Source organism: Candidatus Brocadia sp. (assembly GCA_021646415.1).
Lineage (GTDB): Bacteria > Planctomycetota > Brocadiia > Brocadiales > Brocadiaceae > Brocadia.
Map to the genome: position 1 here is coordinate 203,618 of SOEU01000002.1, position 22,322 is coordinate 225,939.

Genomic DNA, 22,322 nt, shown 5'->3' on the forward strand with positions numbered 1-22,322 from the left:
AAGAGGTTAAAAGGGTTTTGCTCTATAATTTGTTTTCTTCGATACATTCGCTGGAAATATTTAAATACATATCCTCACGTTCATGTCTGGCTGCTTTTACTGCTTTTTTTATCAGTATACTTTTTGGTCGCTGGTTTATCAAGAAACTGAGGGCGTTGAAGGTCGGTGAGGATACAACAAAGAAAGATTCTGAAGAACTCAAGCGTATGCATTTTGACAAAAAGAATACGCCAACGATGGGGGGAATTATCGTAATTGTCTCTATCTTAATTTCCACGCTGCTTTGGTGTAATATCTATAATGAATATGTTCTCTTATTAATGTTTACGTTAATATGGTTTGGTGTGCTTGGATTTATTGATGATTATATCAAACTTACGCAGAAAAATGTGCCGGGGTTAACTGATGTGTCGAAGCTGTTGTTTCAATCAGCGTTGGGGCTTATTTTGGGATTGATATTGTATTTTCATTTTACCAAGTTTACGTGGGGTACACAATTGGCAATTCCTTTTATTAAGGATTTTAAACCCGATGTAGGGCCTTTCTATATATTGATTGCAGCCTTTTTCGTTGTGGGAATGTCAAATGCTGTTAATCTTACGGATGGCCTGGATGGTTTAGCAATAGGGTGCAGCATTATAGCGGGAATTGCTTTTGCGGTTGTTGCCTATATTTCAGGGAGGGTTGATTTTAGTAACTATTTAAGGATTCCGTACATTCCGGGAAGCGGGGAATTGAGTGTTTTTTGCGCAGCACTTGCGGGAGGGAGTTTGGGATTCTTATGGTACAATTGTTTTCCCGCGCAGGTTTTTATGGGGGATACAGGATCATTAACATTGGGAGGCATATTAGGACTCATTGCCATTATAGTAAAACAAGAGATGTTAATGATTATTATAGGGGGCGTCTTTATTGCAGAGGCAGTTTCTGTCCTTATGCAGGTTTCTTTCTATAAAATGACAAAGAAAAGGATTTTTCGTTGCGCACCCCTGCACCACCATTTCCAGTTTAAGGGATGGCCTGAGGCGAAGATCACCCTCAGATTTTGGATAGTCGCAGCCCTGTTGGCAGTATTCGGTTTCGTCTTATTATAAAGGGGATTTATTCGTGAAACCATGGCATTTTGTTATCTATGTTGTCGTTGTCCTGTTGGGATTTAGTATTGTTGCGGTGTATAGTACAGATATGACAACTGTAGGATCAGGTGGAAATGGTTATCAATTCATGAAGCATCTTTTGTGGATACTCGTAGGCTCTGTGTTGTTGATGGCAATGTCAATGGTGGACTATCATTATTTACAGAAATTGAGTATTCCCATACTTGTTATCTCCCTCATCCTTCTTTTGGCTGTGTTATTACCAGGAATAGGCACGGTTACCAATGGCGCCCGCAGGTGGATTCGGCTCAATCATATTTTGGGTATTCAGCCCTCTGAATTAGCAAAGTTGGCGGTTATCATATTTATTTCGAGTTACATTGCAAAAAATCATAGTCGCATGTCTGAATTCAAGTGTGGCTTCATAGTGCCCATCGGTGTTATAGCGTTAACAAGTGCTCTCGTGATGAAGGAACCAGATTTCGGAACTGCTGCATTTATTGCAATACTGTCTTTAATTATGTTGATTATTGGGGGAACCAGAATTATTTTTGTTTGTTTTACTTCCATAGCTTTTGCGCCATTTATACACAAAACCTTATTTGAAGTTTCGTACAGAAAGGATAGATTGACGGCCTTTCTCGACCCTTGGAAAGACCCCTCCGGAACAGGGTATCATATAATTCAGTCGTGGATTGCCCTTGGGTCTGGTGGTTTGACAGGATTAGGGATTGGGAGCAGTAAACAAAAACTCTTTTTTTTACCGGAAAGCAATAGTGATTTTATATTTACCATTTTGGGTGAAGAGTTTGGTTTTCTTGGAGCGATAGTTATTATAACACTCTTTTTGTTATTACTATGGCAGGGGCTAAAAATTGTACATAGAACTAAAGATGTGTTTGGGTTTTTTTTGGGGCTTGGGATTACAGTAATGTTTGGATTACAGGCAATTATTAACATTGCGGTTGTCTCTGGCATTGTGCCAACAAAGGGTATTCCTTTACCTTTTGTTAGTTCGGGGGGATCTTCGTTGTTATTCTCAATGATAGGAATTGGTATTTTGGTTAATGTTGCAAGACAGTCTGTAACAGGAGAAATTTCCAGTTTACCAATTGATAAAGCAGAGGCCTCGGAAGATACAATGGATGGTCTCTCACTTGTGAGGATTTGGCATAAGATTACATCGAGTATAGCCAGTTTTTCCTGGCGATAGCAGTGATAGTTTGAATAAGTTATGGCGTGTGTGAATCTTAAACACGAGATGATCTTGTAACTGTCATTTGTGTTTAATTTTTTAACTAGCGTTATTTTGCGATGAAAAGGGGAATAAAAAAATGAAAGTAATTTTTGCAGGGGGTGGCACCGGTGGGCATTTAATGGTGGGGCTGAGTACGGCAGAAGAAATTCATTCCAGATTTCATGAGGCAGAAATTATTTTTTTGGGGACGGACAAGAAATTTGAAAAGCGTTGCGTAGAACAGAAAGGATTTCAGTATCGGCAGATACGTGCGAAAAAATGGGGGAAATCATGCAAACACATCTTTCCTTTTATAGGTACAATGTTTGCTGGTATTGTTGAATCCTTCTTTGTGATGAGAAAATGTAACCCTGATATTGTGGTTGGTTTAGGAGGATACGCATCTGTTGCTCCCGTTATTGTTGCGAAATTGCTTGGTGTTCCATCAGTGTTACTTGAACAAAATGTAATCCCGGGGAAGGCAAATCGGTTTTTAGCAAGATTGGTTGATGAGGTATATTGTCATTGGCGGGGACCTATCAAATGGTTTAACAAAGCAAAGGTTGTCCGTGTAACAGGGACACCAATTCGGAAGGATATTTTATTTAGTCAAAGAAGTCGATCTGCTGAAAAATTCGGGTTAAGTCCTTCTAAAAAAACATTACTAATCACTGGTGGAAGTCAAGGGGCACAAGCGATTAATGAGACTATATTAAAATGTTTACCTAAATTAGAAGCATTGTCTAACGACTTACAAATAATTCACTGTACAGGTGAATACGGGTATGAGGTCGCAAAAGCTGCATATGCACAAACGAAGATCGATGCATTCGTTTGTAGTTTTTTGGATGATATGGGTGCTGCCTTTAGTATGGCAGATATAATTATTTGTAGGGCAGGTGCAACAACAATTGCGGAAATTACCGCAATTGGTATTCCCGCCATACTGGTACCATATCCACATGCAGCGGATAATCATCAATACTGGAATGCAATGGAATTGGTAAGCAATGGGGGAGGGTATTTACTACCGCAGCTTGATTTGACACCTGAAAAAATTGTAGAGCTTGTTGCCGATCTTTTTCATAATAAAGAGAAGTATGACAGGATGAAGATGCTTAGCCGGGGAATGGGGGTTCCGAATGCAGCCGTAAATGTTGTTGATAATATATGCAGGGTGATTGGTCTTAAAAGTACTCAATTTGCGCTGATTGTTGGCTAACTTTCTGTTTCACAATGAGACCTCTGTGAACCATCAATTTGCTAAAGAATATGGAAATGGACTTGGAGTGATATTGGGCAAAAGATAAATCTCGATTAATACAGATTTTTATGCAAAAGAGGGAGCAATGCTATGGATTTTTCAGAAGGTATGGACAGGATGCAGGCGTCCAAGGTATCATTAGAAAAACAGTTTAATTGTCGACCTTTACGTGGGCATTGCGTATACTTTATTGGTATTGGTGGTGTTGGAATGAGTGCCATTGCTCGTATTCTTATAAAGGAAGGTTGTATCGTAGCAGGTTCTGATGTACAGACGTCTTCTCTGATTTCCACGCTGGAAGAAATGGGGGCCAAGATTAATACAAAGCAGGATGGAAGTTTGATGCCGGCAGAAACAGACATGGTGGTTGTATCTGCGTCGATTTCTGAAGATAATCCAGACCTTAAAACTGCCCGTAAAATGGGCATAAAGGTAGTAAAGTATTCTCAAATACTTGGTTCATTAATGAAAGAAAAACATGGTATTGCAATCAGTGGTACTCACGGGAAGACGACTACAAGTGCAATGATCTCAACGATATTAAAAACAGCAGGGCTGGATCCGACATTTGTCATAGGGGGGGAGGTGCCGGACATTGGTGGCAATGCACATCTGGGAAAGGGGAATTTATTTGTAGCAGAGGCATGTGAATATGACCGGTCGTTTTTAAATCTTGCCCCGCAAGTGGGTGTAATTACCAATATTGAAGAAGATCATTTAGACTATTATGAAAATATTGAAAAAATAATAAATGCCTTTGGTGATTTTGCATCTTCAATTTCAAAAGATGGCTTGTTGGTTATAAATAATCGGGATGATAATATAGCTGTTGCAGTGAAAAGGGCACATTGTAAGGTAGAAACATATTCTCTTGATGTCTCCTCGGATTGGCGGGGTGAAATCATTTCGGGAGGTAGTGATATAAACAGGTTTAAAGTTTTTAAAAACGGCAAATTTTTTGATGACTTTCTGTTAAAAATGCCAGGGGCGCATAATGTGTTAAATGCACTGGCAGCAACTGCCGTATGTACATTTATAGGAGTGGATAGAGATTCCATCAAAGCTGCATTAGCATCCTTTACTGGAGCGAATAGGAGGTTTCAAATTATTGGTGTTAAAAATGACATTACGATAATCGATGATTATGCTCATCATCCTACAGAGATACGCGTTACATTGAAGGCGGCGCGGGAACTTTATCCCGAAAAGAGGATATGGTGCGTATTTCAACCCCATCAATATAGCAGAACACGCCATTTGTTGACGGGATTCACAAAATCTTTTCAAAATGCCGACAAAGTAATCCTTGCGGATATCTACGCTGCACGTGATAATGATTATGAAAAAACTGCAATGAATTCAGTGAAGTTATATGAAGAGACCCGTAATGCAGGTGTGGATATCCGATATATTCCGCAATTGTGCGATATTGTGCATGTTCTTTCTTCAAGTGTGAAACGCGGAGATGTTGTTGTGACTATGGGTGCTGGTGATGTGTGGAAAGTTGCTTACGATTTAGCTTCAAGATTTTAAAAAAGGAGAGTGTGAGATGAAACCCAAAAATGTTGCTGTTTTGATGGGGGGAGTATCTCCTGAACGTGAAATTTCATTGCGTTCTGGTAATGCAGTGGCAAAGGCATTAGTGGATGCAGGGTTTAATGTTTCCTGCATTGATGTGAAAGACGAGAAGATTGAGGAATTAGATCACAAAGAAATAGATGTTGCTTTTATTGCTTTACATGGATATTTCGGTGAGGACGGGGGAGTACAACAACTTTTGGAATTAAAAGGGATTCCATACACAGGTTCCGGTGTCAACGCCAGTAAGCTTGCCATGGATAAATTAGCAACAAAAAAATGTTTTATCGACGCGGGTCTTAGAACGCCAGAGTATATTACTGTAACAGAATTCCGGGAATCGATTGAGATACAGCACGAAGTAATGAGACTCGGGTTACCATTAGTGTTAAAACCCACAAGGAATGGCTCCAGCATAGGCATAACACTTGTGAAAGATATTAACAATCTTCAAGCAGCTTTAGAAAAGGCATTCGAATTTGGATATGAGGTGATTATAGAGAAATACGTAAAAGGGAGGGAATTCACTGTTGGTATATTAGATGACAAGCCATTGCCCATTATTGAGATCAAACCGGCAATGGAATTTTTTAATTATGATGCGAAATACAAGGATACTAGAACAGAATACCTGATTGTAAAAATAACCCCAGGAGAGAATAGTGATGAGGCTGATAACACCTTCCGTAATATCGGGTTTCTCCTGCCTTCCCAGTACGACGAAGCACAAGAACTGGCTTTAAATGCGCATAAGATACTTGGTTGCAGAGGTTTTTCGAGGGTTGACATGCTATTAGGCGACCAAAATAAGTTCTCTTTATTAGAAGTGAATACAATTCCTGGTTTTACTAAAAAAAGCTTGCTGCCCAAGGCTGCGAGGGCGGCAGGTATATCCTTCTCTTCTTTATGTGAAAAAATTGTGGATCTTGCTTTCCGGAGTACACTGGTAAGTGTCGATGAAGCAATACAAAATTAACCAAAAGAATATATTTCATCTCAAGGCTTTTGTAAACATCTTTTCCACTAAATTAGGAGAATTGAAAAAGGTGCTCTATTCCCTTTTTTTACGATTTGGGATATTTGTCTGTATAATAGTTTTTGCGATATGGGGAATAAAAAGGATATGGTGTTCTCTAACAGATTTAAATATTTTTAAAGTCAGTCCTTCTGCGTTTTCTTTTAACACACCTTCCTGGGTTAATGATCATTTTTCTGAAGATATAAAACATATAGAAACTTTGAATGAACAGTACGGCATGTACGAATACAACTTAACCCAAAAAATAGCAAACGTTTATGGAGGAATCGTTGTTGTTAAGAAAGTGGACTTGATCAAAAGAGTGTTCCCCAATACACTCAATGTCAAACTTGTGCTACGCAAGCCTGTTGCTCTAGTTAAAAACGGGAGTAATGCCTATCTCGTAGATGATGAGTGTGTCTTGTTGCCAAAAGAATATTACAAATTACAAAATGTAGAGTATGATAGTCCCTGTATCCAAAGTAATAAACTCGCCAGATTGCCTCTTTATGGAAGTAAATGGAATGATAAAGGCGTTGAAGCAGGGATAGAGTTGGTAAAATTTCTCAGGGCAAATAATATCCATAATCTTTTTAAAGTTGTAGCAGTTGATGTATCAAATGTGGGTAGGAGACGGTTTGCGGGCAAGAGTGATATTATTTTGTGGACAGAAAACAATACACAAATACGGTGGGGGTGCTCTTCCTTGTGTAACGAACCCAATGAACTTTCTGATGAAGAGAAGCTGCAAAACCTTCTCAGTATTGCAAGAATTGAAGGAACGAATTTGAAACAGATGGAATATGTGGATGTTCGTTGGAAGAAACCGCTAGGTAAACGATGGGTAAAGGTAGGAGATTCAACGGAAGAACGTTGATAAGATTTATGGCAAATCGGGATTCTCCGGGTCCCAAATCAACCCTTGTCCTGCCTGCCTGTTGGGCCAACCCTCATTTGTTGTACCATCCGAATTGCCATTCCGTATGCATTCTACATGACCGTCTAAGAAAAGAATGTTTGCTGCCTTTGAGTGCCTTTGTGCCACGCTCCCATATGAGCCTTCAAAGTTATCAGCTATTCCAGCGCTATTGATGCGACCATCAAAGAGTAATACTGTCTTCGTGGGATTTTCAATGGTTTCAATTGATCTTTGACAGTCAGATGCTGATACAAGATTTTGATTCATCTTTATTGTGCGGGTATTACCCTGTTCTGAAAGGGGTACAGTTTTGAAGATCGGGTCTTGTTTTATACGTAAAAGGCGTTCTTCAGTCGAAATTTCATCTCTTTTACTGGGAAGTTGCAATGATATCAAATAATTATCAACTGCCTTAAACCAAACTTCTGCATTACAATTCTGTGAACCGTCTTTGCTTGTGTTGCTGTTATTAGAACGTGGGAGTAATCCATTGTTATCAGTTACATATTGTTCGAAAGCAAAAAATAGCTGTCGCATATTGTTGGTGCAGACAATTTGTTGTGCTTTGTGTCTGACTGTATAAAGAGCCGGAATGATGATGCCAATCATGACAGCAGCAACGCTGATACCAATTAATAACTCAATAACCGTGAAACCTTCTTTTTTTGCAACGATGCACATACATTTTTATAGAATCAAAAAGGGTTACAGAATATTAACATATGGTATGCCAAAAAAGTAATGTAGTGGTTTTTAGAATATTAACTTTAATTATATCAGATGGTTGTGGATCATGATGGGTACGAGAATGATGAAACAACAGAGATTTAGAACAACAAAAAATGTGTTTTACTGTACAGAAATGTAAAGAAATTTGCAAAAATTATGGATAAAAAAATAATAACGTATTTTTAAAAATGTTTGACTTTTTATGGTGTAATGTTAGAATTAGCAAGTAGTTTGCTTTTAATCAGATACGATCAATTCTATGCAATGCGGAAGTGGCGGAATCGGCAGACGCGCTAGTTTGAGGGGCTAGTCCCGCTGATACCGGGGTGGGGGTTCAAATCCCCCCTTCCGCACCACTTTCTATTTGCCTACCTGTAGTAATTAAAATCAAACGGATAGCGTTACTCGAAACTGTTTTAGTTGCATTTCCCTGTAGTGAATGGCATAAATAACACGGAAAAGCGGTAATAATGAATGAAAAGTTCACTCTTTATGGGAGATTTTATTGATGATTAAACGTGCATTCTTAGGCATTACAATTTTTGTGTTGTTTGCAATTGGTTGTAATGTTACCCAGGTAAAACAATCTGACTTTGTGCCGTTTAAGAAACCTGTTACTCTTTCTACAACAACTGAAGAGGTAGAAAAAAAACCCTGGGAGTATGAAATTTCAACTAAAAAAGAGGCTATAGAAGAGAAAAAGGAAGGGATACCGGATGAATTTATCTTTAAAGAAGAACATAAAAGACCCGAACCTTCACTCCGTAAACCAGAATATACAGGGGAGAAAATCGATATTGCATTTAACTTCGATAATGCAGAAATAAAAGACGTTCTCCAGATTATATTGGGTGAGATTCTCAATGTTAATTATATCCTGGATAAACGAGTTGGAGGTACGATTAATCTTCACGCCACCGGACAGGTCTACAAAGAGGAACTCCTTTCGATGCTCAATACACTGCTTTATGTCTATGATTTTGCTATAATGAAAGATGGTGATTTATACAGAATACTTCCCAAAGCAGAAACCCGCCCGGAGACGAATATTGTTATTTATGGAGATAAAATTCCCCCCTGGGATAAAAATATCATGATTCAAATAGTTCCCCTTCAATATGAGAACCCCAAAAACTTAAATGCGACTTTAAGGCCATTTATGACAAATGTTGGGAATATTGTTACGCATGGTGACTCACCCTATATAATACTTATTGAAACTGCCTCAAATATGGAAAAATTGCTTACCATAATAAAGACCTTTGATGTTCCCTTTTTTGCTGGTAGAGCCATAAAATTTTTTGATTTTAAATATGTCGATGGCAAAAACGTGGCTAAAGATCTTACTACCCTTGCTCAATCGTTGGGTGCAAAAGCAGGTGCTGAGGGAGAAATCAGCTTTGTGCCATTTTCTGACTCCAATAAAATGTTGGTTGTTACGAAGTTACCGGAACTTTTGCCAAAAATCGATCTTTGGATAAAAAATATTGATGTTCCACCGACAGAATTGGAGGAAGAGACGAAGGTGTATGTATATAAAGTACAACATCAAAAAGCTGAGACGATTGTGCCGGTTCTCACACAAATTTATACTGAAAAGATGGCAGCACAGCCTAAGGTAGTCGGGAAGACACAGCCTGAAGCTATGAAGATTGTGGCCGATGCGAAGACAAATACCATCGTTATTAAGGCGTTGCCTACTGATTATAAAGCTATAAAAGCGATTGTTGAGGCTATAGACGCCACCCCTCAACAAGTATTTATTGAAGCGCTTATTTTAGAAGTCGACCTTATTAGTAGTTTAGACTACGGGACTGAATGGACTTTGGATTCAGGAAATTTGAAATTATTCCAATTGTTTAGATCGGATACCCTTGCAAGACAGGCCGGTAAACCAACCCTGATGTATTCCAAAGGCAACTTTGAACTCCTGATGGATATCCTTGCAACAAGAAGCAATGCAAGGGTATTATCAGCGCCTCATATCCTGATACGCGACGAACAGCCGGCAAGTATACAAGTCGGCAGCGAAGTGCCTATTCTTACAAGCACTAGTCAGACTACGGGTACCACTGTTTCGTTTGAGCAGATACAGTATCGTGATACCGGTATCATTCTTACCGTGACTCCTCACATTGCAGAAAATGATTTTATTACATTGGATATAAAACAGGAAGTGAGCAATGTTGCAGAAGGGGCAGGCGTCCGTGATTCACCTATATTTTCTACCCGTCAGGCAGAAACCTCCTTAGTAATAAAGAGTGGGCATACGATAACTTTAGGAGGTATAATCGAACAGAAAGATAGCAAAAGTGTAAGGAAGGTACCCCTCCTGGGGGATATTCCTTATTTGGGTAATTTATTTAAAACTACAGAAATTGATAATAGTAGGACCGAGTTGATCATGTTAATAACCCCCTACATTGCAAATAATGCGGAAGAAGCAGATTCATTGACCAATGCCTTCCAGAAAAAATTAAAAGAAATAGAACCGTTAATAACACAAAGTGTAACCGAAAGTGAGAAATACTAAAATCAAGAATGAAAATGGTTTTACCATCCTTGAAGTTATGGTTGCCTTGGCGATTATGGGGATCTCTATCGGGATTTTTTTTGGTTCGATTGGTAATTCGTCCAGGTTAAGAGGAAAGATCGACGAACACACAAAATTACTACTTCTTGCGAGAACAAAAATGGAAGAGGCTTTTTTGGGTATACTTGGTAATAAATATATCAAGTTTAATGAGAAGAAAACTTTTGAAGGTGTCACGAAGGATGGTATTCCATGGAAGGTATCAGAAGTGAATAAATATAAAGAAGCAATGAATAAAATTGATATAAATACAACGGTTATTGGGGAAAATTTTATGGAAGAAGTTCCGCCTGAAGGGACCACGTTGCTTAGTACACTCGTGGAAGGAATAAGTATTGAAACGATTTTTTTCACTGAAGAATCCGAGAAAGGACCCGAAGAGGATGATAACGAGGAGCAGGAGACAGGAACTGAAGAAGACTAGGAATCAATTCTTTTTATTGTGAAAATACTAGTGAAACAAGAAAAGGGTTTCACATTATTTGAACTCCTTATAGCTATTTTTATAGGCACAATATTGATAATGGCTGGCGCCTATGCGGTTCGGGTCGGTTTGTTTTCTTTGGAAAGAGAGGAGGTTTGGTTTAACGATTCAACCAGGGAAAAGGCCGCTTACGATTTTTTCTGGCAACAGACTTCGTCATTGCGCATCCAGAAGGTTCCAAATCCAAACAAGGATGTCATGCAAACCGTAGGAGACCAAAAATCCGGAAAAAAGAAAAGCGTTTACTTCATAGGAGAGAAAGACTTTCTTTCTTTTGTGTCACCTCTTTCTTTTACAAGACATTACGGTCAGGGATTGGTAATAGCTCATTATAAAGTTAAATTAAATGAAAATGGGTTATCTGATCTCGTTTACTCAGAGGTAAGGGTTAGCCCAACGGCATTAATTAAATTATCAGAAGAATCGGAAAGCAGGCTGAGTGCGGACAAAGACTATACGGTATTTCTCGATAACTGTGATATGATTTCATTTGCTTACCTTGATGCGGCAGATGAGGATGCCGAGAATGAAGGAGGTGCTGTCGGAGAAGAACGGGCAAATAATGCAGCAGACGCTCGCGCAAGGGTTCAAGGCGCTGATGTTATAGAAGGTACTGATTTAAAATGGAAAGAAAAAACGAAGGAGAAAGTTCCCCTGGCAATAAAATTGTTCGTGTCAAAGCACGGAAAGGAACAAGAGCTTATATCTCCAATCATGGCTATGTACTCATTTTCAGCCTCTGGGCGATAGTCGTTTTTGGATTTATAGCAGTAAGTTTTACGCGGAATACGAGTATTGCCATAAAAACAGAAATTGCTTTTACAGAACGTGTTAAAAATATTTATGCAGCACGAGGCGCCTGTATTTATGCGATACAGAAGCTGTTAGTATCGAAGAAACAAGGAAAAAACAGGGTAAGTAGCAGGGTTGAAAAATTAAAAAAAAACAGGGGTACGGATGTCAGTAAAAAAAACAGAAACAGCGGCTCCTGGATGCCAAGTAATAGTCCGTATTCAACACAAATAGGAGACAGGGATTGTGAAGTGCAAATTAGCGATGAAAGCGGAAAAATAAATGTAAATAAAATAACAGATGATTCGAGAGCGGGCTTTATTAAATTCCTTACCGCTTATAAGATGGAAGAGCTTGTTGCAGAAACCATAACGGATTCGATACTGGATTGGCTGGATGAAGATGATTTACATCATATCAATGGAGCGGAAAAAGACTTTTATGCGACATTGCCAGAGCCGTATGAACCAAAAAATGGGCCGTTCGAATCCATTGAGGAATTGACCTTAGTGAAAGGAATTACTCCACAAATATTTGAATTGTTACGGGATCACCTGACTATTTACGGATCGGGTAAAATCAACATCAATTTCGCATCTAAAGAAGTCCTTCTTTTTGTACCCACAATGACCCAGGAAATGGTTGAGACAATAGTCCAATTGAGAAAAAAAAAGGGGAAAATTAAAAAACTCAGTACTTTAAAGGAAATATTCAGGCATTTTGGTATTATTGGCAAGGATTATCTAAAAATCATGGATTATTTAACGATAGATGATTCAAATTATATAACAATCAATTCGGTCGCTTCTTCAGGGAAAATAAAAAATTCATATAAATTTCTTGTTTTAAAAAGTGTAGGGCATTGTAAAATCATTGCAGCGTATCCAGAATAGTATTTAAAAATTCTATGGTTATGAAAAAAATACCTTTCATCAATATGTTTTCCCAGAGTGCAATCGGATTATCTATCTGTGGAAATGATCTGATTGTGACGACCATTTGTAAAAAACTGGTTAAATATTCGCATGAATCATTCAAGATCAGAGATTTTATGCTCAAGGATATCCAGCAATTAAAACACGCATTACTGCAGAGAAGAAATTTTACGGGAGAAATTATTCTTTCCTTGCCGAGGGAGCTTACCATTATCAGAGAAATAGACTATCCACACGCAAACCTGAAGGAGTTAAGGGAAGCACTTGCGTATCAACTGGATAGTTTTATTCCTTTTAGCAATGAGGATGTTTATTTTGATATTCATTCATTATCTCAGAACAGACACGATACGAAGGTACTCATTGTTGCGGTAAAAAAAATGGAATTGGATAATATATTATCCAGGTTGCAGGCCGTTGAGATTAGTCCTTCCCGGGTTATTATTTCGCCGTTTGCCTTCCTTCCTATTCTGGGAGAAAGAAAGGGTTCCATTGTTTTCGTCAGTAAAAATGTAAAAAATTATAGCTATAATCTGTTTGAAAATAATAATTTGGTTTTATCTTCAGTCGTAAAAACAGAGGTTGAATTAGCCAACCAGATTAAAGCGAATCTTCCGGATGAAATATTGTTGACAAATGTTAGTGATGAGTTCTTATCAAATGAATACAAAATTCCTTCTCAAGTATTGGATGAATATACAGAATCATATGGCGCTGCACTGTATGGTTTATCAGACTACCCATGCAATCTGAGTCTTGTTAGTTCGGCCAGGAAGCGATTAAATTCTCAGACGGTATTCATGTGTTTTTTGATAGGTTTTTTGATAGGTTTTGCATTCCTTATCCCTTATATGCAAAAGATCAATAATCTGGCAATACTAAAAACGGTAAATGCCCAGATGAAATCAATTAAAAAAGACGTTTCAGTTGTTGAGAAACTGCAAGAACGTATTGCAATCCTCGATAAAGCTGTCAATAAGGTCAATGAAATAAAAGGAAACTATATTCCAAGGATCGATGTTATTTTGGAATTGGCAAAGAGACTGCCCAATGATGCATGGGCAAAGGCCATAACAATCGTGGATAATTCTTTTGAGGTAGAAGGTGATGCGGTATCATCAACAAATTTGATACCGATACTGGAAAATTCACCACTTTTTTCAGGTGTAGGTTTAGCTTCCCCGGTTACAAAGACACAGAGTGGCAGGGAAAAATTCCGAATAAAAGGGAATATTGAAAAATAATAGAATATGGGAAGATTCTTAGAACTATTTAGAAAATTTAAGTTAAGAGAAAGGGTGTTCTTGATTGTTGCCCTTGTTATTCTCTTTTATATCAGTATTGACAGAATAGTGATCACTCCTTTTTTTAAATCAATTAATGAAACGAAAGAGAGGTTAGAAACTCAGGAGCGACTCCTGAAAAAATACTATTCGTTTGCCGCCAATAAAAAACACTATGAAACGAGATTAAACGATCTGGAACAATATTATACGAAATTCCAGGAGAAATTTTTGTCAGAAGAAACGGAAGAGCTTGCCTCTGCTAAATTACAGGAAATAATAAATAATCTGGCTACCAGGAATGGGCTCGTTGTATCCAGGAGTACGGCGTTAAAAAAAGAGGTTATTAACAAAAATCCGTATCTCATTGTGCTATCGATCAATTTCGAAATAACCGATTTAGATAATTCTCAGAAATTACAGAAATTTTTATACGATATAGAGTATAATAATGATAAGCTGCTTTTTATTGATAATTTAAGAATAAAAACCCTCGGTTTAAATGTTGTAAAAGGTGCAACTGTTTCTTCTACCTTGATGGCCATTGCCTCAATAGGCAAGAAGTCGTGACGTCTATGAAGTCTTTCCATGTTAATACAAAATCATTATGGCTTATTTTAGAAACCTTTGTCAAAAAGGGAAAACAGTGGAAACATTATCTACCTGTCATCAATCTTGTTCTGCTTATAGGGGTTATCAGCCTTACCGTTGTTTGTGTGCTGTTTGTTTATTACACCCCTGAAAATACCTTGAAATTAGAAAAGTATCGGGAGGAAATTCCGGCGAAGAACAATCCTTTGCCTCCCTTGGATATGGGTACTAAACCGATAGATCACTATGAACTTATCTTGTCAAATAACCCATTCTCACCTAATCGCACTGCCTGGAACCCGCCGGAGACAAAAAAAGATTCCAAACGTGAAGAGGGGGTGGCACAGGTACAACCTATAGAAAACCAACAAAAACCTAGAGGGGCACCGAAAAAGATCACCTTGCGGGGAATCCTGATTCTTGGAAACACCAGGAAAGCTTTGATAGAGAATCCGGATCAGACGACAAATAAAAAACCTTTTATCTTCATTGAAGAAGGGGAAGAGGTTGCAGAATACAAGGTAAAAAACATAGAACCGGATCAGATCAGACTTGATTGGTATGGCGAAGAACAGATTGTTGTAATGAGATCGAATATTAAAAAATAGCTGTTTATGAGCACATTTAAATACAAATTATTAACGACCTCAAGTGGTATTATAGAAGGGGAAAAAGATGCGCTGAGTAAGGCAGACCTCATTAATGATCTGCGCAAATCAGGCCATATCATTTTAAATATTCAACAAGCGGATAAGAATAAAAAGTTTGGATTTTTTCTCAACCGCTCAAATAAGAAAGCTGTTTTGCCTTTTACCCAGGAGCTTGCAACATTACTCGAAGGAGGTATTCCTATCGACAAAAGCCTGTCTATTTTGTTGTCAGGGCAGGATAATAATACCATTAAAGACGTTATTGAAGATTTACTGAATGGGATTAAATCTGGAAAGTCCTTTGCTGAAGCACTCATAAACCATGTCAAACTATTTTCCGGCGTCTATATAAATATGATACGCGCAGGCGAAGAAGGAGGGGTGTTACCTCAGGTACTTAAGAGGTTGGGGTCGTTTCAGGAAAGGCTGCAGAAAGTTAGGAATGAAATTATTTCCGCAATGATTTATCCCCTCTTGCTGAGCTGCACCGGTCTCGTGTGTGTAGGGGCGCTTATCGTTTATGTTATTCCCAAGTTTTCTCAGATCTTCGAGGGAATGGGGATTTCTCTTCCTTTTTCGACGATGATACTCATGGGTATGAGCCAATATTCTATTCGATATGGTTGGGTTTTCATTATTGCTGCCATGGTCGCGTTGTTTTTTTATAAAAGAGCGATGAAAGACAAAAAGACATCGATAAAAATAGACCAAAAAAAGTTAAAATTACCGCTCCTTGGCAATCTTTTATGGAAAATGCAGATAGCCAGATTTGCCAGAACGCTTGGCACATTACTGGAAAATGGAGTACCGCTGCTGAAATCAATGGATATTGTTAAAGATGTACTATCCAATCAATATCTTGCTGACATTCTGGAAAACGTAAAAGTTAATGTAAAAGAGGGCGCCGGTCTTACCGTATCGCTTGCAAAAAGGGGCTTTCTGCCAGAAATTGCCGTCCATTTGCTGAAGGTGGGTGAAGAAACCGGGAATTTGGATCAAATGCTTCTTAAAGTTGCAGATAATTTTGATGCCGACGTAGAGCAGCGGATGAAGAGGCTTGTAACGATGGTTGAACCTGTACTTATATTACTTATGGGGGCTGTTATCGGTGTAATTGTAATTTCTATGCTAACGGCAATCCTCAGTGTGAATGATTTAAGGTTTTAATTTGATTCATAGATGAAAGAATGTTTCCTATCCATAATAATCCCTGCTTATAACGAGGAAAAGAGGTTACTGCCTACCCTTGGCAAAATTTGTGCATATCTTTCCAATCAAGGCTTTCCTTATGAAATAATTGTTGTGGATGATGGCTCTACGGATAATACCTTGCACGTGGTAAGAAATTTTGCGTGTTCAGACAAAAATATCGTTGTCTTAGCAAATGAACAGAATAGTGGTAAGGGTTATTCAGTGAAAAAAGGCATGTTGTCTGCAAGAGGTGAATATATCTTTTTTACTGATGCTGACCTTTCTACTCCTATTGAGGAAATAGAAAAGTGCTTGCCGTATCTTGCCAATGGTTACGATGTGGTAATCGGGTCGCGAAGTATGCCGGAATCCAATATCACGATTCATCAACCCTGGTACAGAGAGAAGATGGGAAAGATCTTTAATTTCATGGTAAACATGGTGCTGATAAAAGGAATTATAGATACGCAATGTGGATTTAAAGGATTCAAAAAGGAGGTTGTTAAAACCGTCTTTAGCAGGTGTAGTGTCGATGGTTTTTCCTTTGATGTGGAAGCCCTTTATTTGTCACGAAAATTTAATTTTAAGATAAAGGAAATTCCAATTCGGTGGGAAAATTCTACATTGAGTAAGGTGAATCCAGTCAGACATTCCCTTCAGATGTTCAGGGACCTGTTCAGGATAAAAATAAACGATTTTAAAGGATGTTATCGGTAACATTACTTTTTATGAAATAAAACCTGACCTGGAACAAGAGATTCGTTTCCTCCCGGTGGTGTCCACAGAAATTTCATGATAGCACCACCTCCTCCATCAAAATATTTTATCCGCACATGATGAAATCCCTCATCAAGAGGTACAGCACCGGAAATGTACCTTATTGCATGAATATCGTCGTTATCGACGACCATATTCCCATCAATGTAAACCACAGAACCATCATCTGAATTTGTCGCAAACTGATAGATACCTTTTTGCGTAATGGACAGATACCCCTCCCATTCGATACCAAAAGGAGATCTGTAAGGTTTTTTCGTCTCGTCATTATAGGTAAAAGAAATGGAATCTTTTTCCACCCTTGATAAAAAAGGTGTTCCGATACATTCTATATTATAGTAATATTTTGCGTTTAATCCCTGTTCCAGTTCCTCCTTTGAAATTTTAGCAACTGGCTGAATAATTGTCTTTGTTGTCGCTCCTTTATCAAACTCAATCTCGTAGAGACCCTGCTGTATATATGCTGAGAGCCAAACACCCGGTCTCAGTACAAAACGTTCCTTCTTGTAATCTCCCTTTAATTTCTTCTTTAGTTCTGCTTCTCCGTTCTTATCAACGATGATAACGGGGGCGTTTGGGTTAGTAATAACGTTACCCCAGAATTTTGCATTTTTGTATTCCCTGAGGTACCATGGTAACGGCCAGTATTCTCTTGAAACGATATTGATGGTCATGTTTTTCCCGCATTTGTTCGAGAGGGATTCTATTCTGCCCAATAAATTATAAATGTCCCGCTTGGTCTGAACATACACAAGTTCGTATCGTTCGTCATCGTAATTTTTAAAATTCAGCATAATGGACTGATAACAAGAAAAACCAAAGATGCAAACGTATATGGGATAAAAGATTGCATAATGCCATCTTCTTTTTGTCATACTGAAGATATTATTTACAAAAATCCCTCCTATGATAGAAAGTGGGAGTAAAATATTTAAAATCAGCCAGGGCGTTTTGTAAGGTATAAAGGAATAGATTACGTAGACGATAATAGCCCATGATGCTACAAAAACAGTAAATTTGTTTCCACGCCGAAATGAATAGTAAAATCCAGCAATTCCCAAGACCAGTATGGGGAGTTCAAATTTGTAAAGTATTCTAAAATAGTAAAAAAACGGTTTGGCATGCCCACCGGTATGCGTACCAGTTTTTGTCCATATCTTGAGGGTAGTTAAGATGCCCTTGATACCAGCATAATAGGTAAAAAATGACGAATAAAACAAGAAGTTGACAAGTAAAAATATTCCTAAACTGATACCTATGGCATATTTGTTTTTCCTGCAATCAACTGCAAATGTGGTAAAGACGTCTTTAAGGTATTGAAATCTGGCACTGTTGGATAAGAAAACCATTTCATAACAATAGGCTATAGCTAGAGACAATGCGTACACGGCAAAAGTCAGTATATAGGTTTCTTTTATGGTAATGACAAAGGCAATGCTTACTGCTGCAAAATATATGTACCTTGATTTCCTTGTTTCAGAGTAAAGGAAAAAGGAGACCACGACTGCCAGAGAAAAGAAGACTAAGTAAATTTCATGAATAGCGTCCCTTGAGAAGAATGAAGTGGCAGGAGAAAAGGCAATAAGTAACCCTGCAGTCAGTAAACCCATTTTGCCTAACCTTCTCCGGAGCGGATACAATAAGGCGACAACCATAATACCAAACAGAGCGGGCATGAATCGGAATGCAAAATCGGTAAGACCTAAAACATAAAATGGGATTAAACCAATGTAATAGAGAAAAGGGCCGTGATAATTGGCAGGGTCATAGTGGTAGTAATTCCTATTGAACAAATTTAACAGGAAAAAACTATTCACACCCTCGTCCGAATGAAAAGGCCTGAGGCCAAGGTCCCAGAAACGGATCAGAGACGCTATAGTAATGGGTAAGAAAAAAACAATGCTTAATTGTACGATATTTTTTTGTTGTTTATCCATTTGTGCATAGGTTGAAGATAAAAGATTAAAAGGGAAATTGTACGGTTATTTAGCTTTTGATGCAGTCGCACCAATAATGAGAGTTATTTCTTTTGATTCCTGGATTAAACTAAACATTCTTTTAAAATTAGGCCGGGTTTTAAAAGGCAAAACCCAACGACTTTTCATTTTTACCCACCCCTTAACCCCTCCCAGGAGGGGACTTCTAAAATTCCCCTCTTGAGAGGGGTAGGGGTGTGTTTATTCATTGCTTAACGAAAAAGTTTGAAATTCCTTGTATAATAGGCAATCCCTTTTTTGTTTTTTTCTTTACTCTTTTATACTCAATCTTTCCCCCGGTATCTTCCCTTCCATCCCCCCTGGTGGTATCCACGATAGCTTAAAAATAGCCCCGCCGCCCCCATCAAAATATTTGATCATTATTTTGTGTTTGCCTTTTTCCAATGCATGCTTACCTGTCACAGATCTTATTGCATGATGACCACCATTATCTATTATCAATATATCATCGATATAAAGCCAGGAACCATCATCTGACGTTAATTTGAATGTATACGTACCGGGTGTTGGAATATCAATATAACCGTTCCAGATTATGCTAAAAGGACTCGATATGGGTTTTTCTCCTTCATAGTCCCAATGAAATTCAATATCTGTATCGATTTTTTCTTGTACAGGCTCATCCTTCCAATCCACGTTGCCATAATAGCTGGCATATAATCCATATCCCTGGTTGACTAGCTTCTGTTTATCGTCAGCCTGAGACTCTCTGTCTGATGAAACAAGAGGCTGTTGTTTTTTACTCAGATCGTAAACGGCATAGTTTTTCGTGGTTATTATTTGCGTATAATGGGTATCAAAAAATTCCTTATTTACGCCAAAATGTTTTTCGTGAGGACCTATCGTTATGTAATGGGTTTTATATTTATCTATGAGAGATGCCGCCTCAGGATTACCTTTTAACATCTTTCGAATGTCGTGTTCACGCTTAAATGCATCACTATAGCCATGACTCCATACATGACCAGGAAACCCCATCAATGACTTCCTGCCGGAAAGGAATACGAGGTGGTTGTGTATGGGTGCATTGAGAAAGATTGCATCAGCAGGGGTTTCATTGGAAATACGTCCGGCAAGTTCCATTTCTTCCGTGCTAAATTCCTTCCATCCGGTAACAGGGGCTATGGCATACCTGAAAACGTCGATACTTCCTGCAACGGTGAGAAAAAACATGATAATGAAAAAGCCTACTCGTGAAAGAACTTTGTAATGTGTATTTTCATATAAACGGGCCATTGCAAAGGCTGCAATAGGGGTAGTTCCTAAAAACCAGTAAATGAATATTTTTATATTATCCCAATTCCAGGGTGCGAAGAGTACCAGATTTGGTACCAGGAAAAGTATCAAAAATGGCAAAGAATATAACCCGGGATGTGCAGGGACACGGTGATCCGCGCCCTTACGAAAAGAGAAAATTATTGTGAATCCAGCGATCATCAAAGGCCAGAAAAGTCCGGTATTTTTTAACCAGAACCAGAGGAAATTTTCCTTACCCGCCATCCAGCCAAAATTTGGTTTAAAAAAACTTCCTCCACCCACGTGTCCGGAAAGATAAAGCACCTGCGGCAGTGACAGTATAAAGGCGGGCATGAAGAACAGAAACCACTTTCGCCAGTCCCAGAATATGAGACCCAATGGTATGGTGACCATCAGCATGGCCAGGAAACTGTGTGAGTGAAAGAAAGGCAATGCACCGGCAAGGATGCCGGCAAAGAGGAATTCTCTCCATTTCTTATGTTCGATGCCAATGTAGAGAAGGGAAAAGATTAACATGGTGATCGGGAAACCGAAGAGAAAAGCCCGTTGCGGTACATTGAGGCATGTCAACGGCGTAATCCAGTGGTAGTTTAGCCGTTCAATTTTCGTGTAATCCCGCGGCAGATGCATAAGAAATGACCAGAAATTTTTAGGTGTATTTGCAATGTCCTGGAAGAAATAGTAAAAACCGAATCCTCCTGCGAAAAAAAAGATGAACAGAGAAATAATCGCCGCCAGCCTTTTTTTCGTGAGACGGTAAGTAAAGTAGTAAAGGATACCGTAAAAGGCAACGGTCAATAATAGACCTGGGATGAACAACATGCCTTTAAAACTTAACCCTAACGTAAGAAAAATGGCAGATAGGAAATCGGACAGAAATGGATAGACCAGTTTCTCACCGGCGAAAGACGGATCCTGGGGTGGAATATTATTCCCCCATACAAAAGAGGTGATATAGGCCATATGCAGCGGCAAATCACCATAATTGTTTGTTAAGCCAACATACAATCCATCATTTTTCAAAAGGATTGTTCTGGAAAACAAACACCAGAATATTGTTGTAAAGAATGAAAATACTGCAAAATGTGCAAAATAGGACAACTTGCGGAGAAGAAAATCGTCTCTTATTTCTCTTGTTTCATTCAGGATCTTTTCTTTTAAAGATGTCCATTTTGTTCCTAGAAATATTGAACAAAACACGATGAGCAAGCTGGTTGAAAGATAAATGCTTTTGCCAGAAAGTCCCCAGAGTAAGGAAAAAAGATAAACAAGCCAGGTATGCAATCCCAATCCTATGGCCACTCCGTAGGTAACTCTTTCAAAGAGTGAATACCTTGATGCCAGAAAATACGTAAGGAAAAATCCGGTAATTACGGAAACAATGATAAATAGCACAACGTATGTCATAAAATATTTTTTAAAAAGCAGCCTTTCTTTTAGCGAATTTCAATTGTTGTCCTAAACTCTTTTTTCATTTTAATCTTTTATATAATAAACTCCTTTATCTAAAAAAATATCACCAAAAGAAGTTTATCTTAATGGATGGTGTCCCCATTGTCTACGATAATTCTTTCGTTTTAAATGGACTTGCGAATCATCATCAGAGCTTGTAGCAAAATTATAAATGCCTTTTTGGTATTTGAGTGTAGTCCATCCATCAATGCTGAATGGTGCTTTATAAGGTTTTCGATTCTTTGTCGAAGTTGCAAGAGATACGATCTGGTTCTACTTTTGAAAAAATGGCTTACCCTTGCAATCTGTTCCGTATGATTACGGTGTATTTCTTCACCATGCCTTTTAATAGAATTCAATTTTATATGCTCACATAAAAAGATATTATTTTAAAAAATATTTTCCATAAAATATACAAATTGTTTGATTTTTTCAAAAATAGTTCTTATAAATGAAGATTAAATAACAATGAGAACTT

At 38.2% G+C, this 22,322-nt stretch carries 18 protein-coding genes and 1 tRNA gene; 16 read left to right on the top strand and 3 right to left on the bottom strand.

What is annotated here, in order from left to right:
• Positions 1 to 17 precede the first annotated feature (17 nt).
• The 6 genes from E3K36_02685 (at position 18) to E3K36_02710 (ending at position 7,071) form a co-directional block, all read left to right on the top strand.
• Positions 18 to 1,094, top strand: coding sequence for a phospho-N-acetylmuramoyl-pentapeptide-transferase (locus E3K36_02685; GenBank protein ID MCF6154162.1), 1,077 nt, complete (start codon positions 18 to 20; stop codon positions 1,092 to 1,094).
• 13 nt (positions 1,095 to 1,107) lie between these two features.
• A complete protein-coding gene (ftsW, locus tag E3K36_02690) occupies positions 1,108 to 2,310 on the top strand; it encodes a putative lipid II flippase FtsW (GenBank protein ID MCF6154163.1) in 1,203 nt (400 codons plus the stop codon).
• Positions 2,311 to 2,431: 121 nt separating this feature from the next.
• A complete protein-coding gene (gene murG / locus E3K36_02695; GenBank protein MCF6154164.1) occupies positions 2,432 to 3,556 on the top strand; it encodes an undecaprenyldiphospho-muramoylpentapeptide beta-N-acetylglucosaminyltransferase in 1,125 nt (374 codons plus the stop codon).
• Positions 3,557 to 3,715: 159 nt separating this feature from the next.
• The gene (gene murC / locus E3K36_02700) at positions 3,716 to 5,131 is read left to right on the top strand and encodes a UDP-N-acetylmuramate--L-alanine ligase (GenBank protein ID MCF6154165.1); all 1,416 of its coding nucleotides are present in this window, start codon (positions 3,716 to 3,718) and stop codon (positions 5,129 to 5,131) included.
• A 16-nt stretch (positions 5,132 to 5,147) separates the two neighbouring features.
• Complete coding sequence (locus E3K36_02705; protein MCF6154166.1) at positions 5,148 to 6,152, top strand: D-alanine--D-alanine ligase; 1,005 nt, start codon at positions 5,148 to 5,150, stop codon at positions 6,150 to 6,152.
• A gap of 280 nt (positions 6,153 to 6,432) precedes the next feature.
• Positions 6,433 to 7,071, top strand: coding sequence for a hypothetical protein (locus tag E3K36_02710; GenBank protein ID MCF6154167.1), 639 nt, complete (start codon positions 6,433 to 6,435; stop codon positions 7,069 to 7,071).
• A 6-nt stretch (positions 7,072 to 7,077) separates the two neighbouring features.
• On the opposite strand, the gene E3K36_02715 is transcribed toward E3K36_02710, so the two are convergent.
• Positions 7,078 to 7,794 carry a hypothetical protein gene (locus tag E3K36_02715; GenBank protein MCF6154168.1) on the bottom strand — a complete coding sequence of 239 codons (717 nt, stop codon included), beginning with the start codon at positions 7,792 to 7,794 and terminating at the stop codon, positions 7,078 to 7,080.
• A gap of 314 nt (positions 7,795 to 8,108) precedes the next feature.
• Between E3K36_02715 and E3K36_02720 the strand changes: the two genes are divergently transcribed.
• The 10 genes from E3K36_02720 to E3K36_02765 all read left to right on the top strand — a co-directional run bounded on the left by E3K36_02720 (position 8,109) and on the right by E3K36_02765 (position 17,078).
• Positions 8,109 to 8,198: transfer RNA gene (locus E3K36_02720), tRNA-Leu, on the top strand.
• 152 nt (positions 8,199 to 8,350) lie between these two features.
• Positions 8,351 to 10,375: a type II secretion system protein GspD gene (gene gspD / locus E3K36_02725; protein ID MCF6154169.1), complete on the top strand. Its 2,025-nt coding sequence runs from the start codon at positions 8,351 to 8,353 to the stop codon at positions 10,373 to 10,375.
• The gene (locus E3K36_02730) at positions 10,362 to 10,859 is read left to right on the top strand and encodes a type II secretion system protein (protein MCF6154170.1); all 498 of its coding nucleotides are present in this window, start codon (positions 10,362 to 10,364) and stop codon (positions 10,857 to 10,859) included. The genes gspD and E3K36_02730 overlap by 14 nt, the downstream gene beginning before the upstream one ends.
• Positions 10,860 to 10,865: 6 nt before the next feature.
• Positions 10,866 to 11,669, top strand: coding sequence for a prepilin-type N-terminal cleavage/methylation domain-containing protein (locus E3K36_02735; GenBank protein ID MCF6154171.1), 804 nt, complete (start codon positions 10,866 to 10,868; stop codon positions 11,667 to 11,669).
• A complete protein-coding gene (locus E3K36_02740; GenBank protein MCF6154172.1) occupies positions 11,543 to 12,604 on the top strand; it encodes a hypothetical protein in 1,062 nt (353 codons plus the stop codon). Before E3K36_02735 ends, E3K36_02740 begins: the two co-directional genes overlap by 127 nt.
• A gap of 14 nt (positions 12,605 to 12,618) precedes the next feature.
• Positions 12,619 to 13,890: a hypothetical protein gene (locus E3K36_02745; GenBank protein ID MCF6154173.1), complete on the top strand. Its 1,272-nt coding sequence runs from the start codon at positions 12,619 to 12,621 to the stop codon at positions 13,888 to 13,890.
• A gap of 6 nt (positions 13,891 to 13,896) precedes the next feature.
• Positions 13,897 to 14,499 (top strand): hypothetical protein, encoded by a 603-nt coding sequence (locus E3K36_02750; GenBank protein MCF6154174.1) that lies wholly within the window; start codon positions 13,897 to 13,899, stop codon positions 14,497 to 14,499.
• Positions 14,500 to 14,504: 5 nt separating this feature from the next.
• On the top strand, positions 14,505 to 15,128 hold the full coding sequence (locus tag E3K36_02755; GenBank protein ID MCF6154175.1) for a hypothetical protein: 624 nt from the start codon (positions 14,505 to 14,507) through the stop codon (positions 15,126 to 15,128).
• Between the two features lie 6 nt (positions 15,129 to 15,134).
• The gene (locus E3K36_02760; GenBank protein MCF6154176.1) at positions 15,135 to 16,337 is read left to right on the top strand and encodes a type II secretion system F family protein; all 1,203 of its coding nucleotides are present in this window, start codon (positions 15,135 to 15,137) and stop codon (positions 16,335 to 16,337) included.
• A gap of 12 nt (positions 16,338 to 16,349) precedes the next feature.
• The gene (locus E3K36_02765; protein ID MCF6154177.1) at positions 16,350 to 17,078 is read left to right on the top strand and encodes a glycosyltransferase family 2 protein; all 729 of its coding nucleotides are present in this window, start codon (positions 16,350 to 16,352) and stop codon (positions 17,076 to 17,078) included.
• 2 nt (positions 17,079 to 17,080) lie between these two features.
• Here the strand turns inward: E3K36_02765 and E3K36_02770 are convergent, their stop codons facing one another.
• Together E3K36_02770 and E3K36_02775 are read right to left on the bottom strand one after the other, a co-directional pair.
• Positions 17,081 to 19,075, bottom strand: a complete 1,995-nt coding sequence (locus E3K36_02770; GenBank protein ID MCF6154178.1) for a TIGR03663 family protein — start codon at positions 19,073 to 19,075, stop codon at positions 17,081 to 17,083.
• 309 nt (positions 19,076 to 19,384) lie between these two features.
• Positions 19,385 to 21,799, bottom strand: a complete 2,415-nt coding sequence (locus E3K36_02775; GenBank protein ID MCF6154179.1) for a hypothetical protein — start codon at positions 21,797 to 21,799, stop codon at positions 19,385 to 19,387.
• Positions 21,800 to 22,322: the final 523 nt, after the last annotated feature.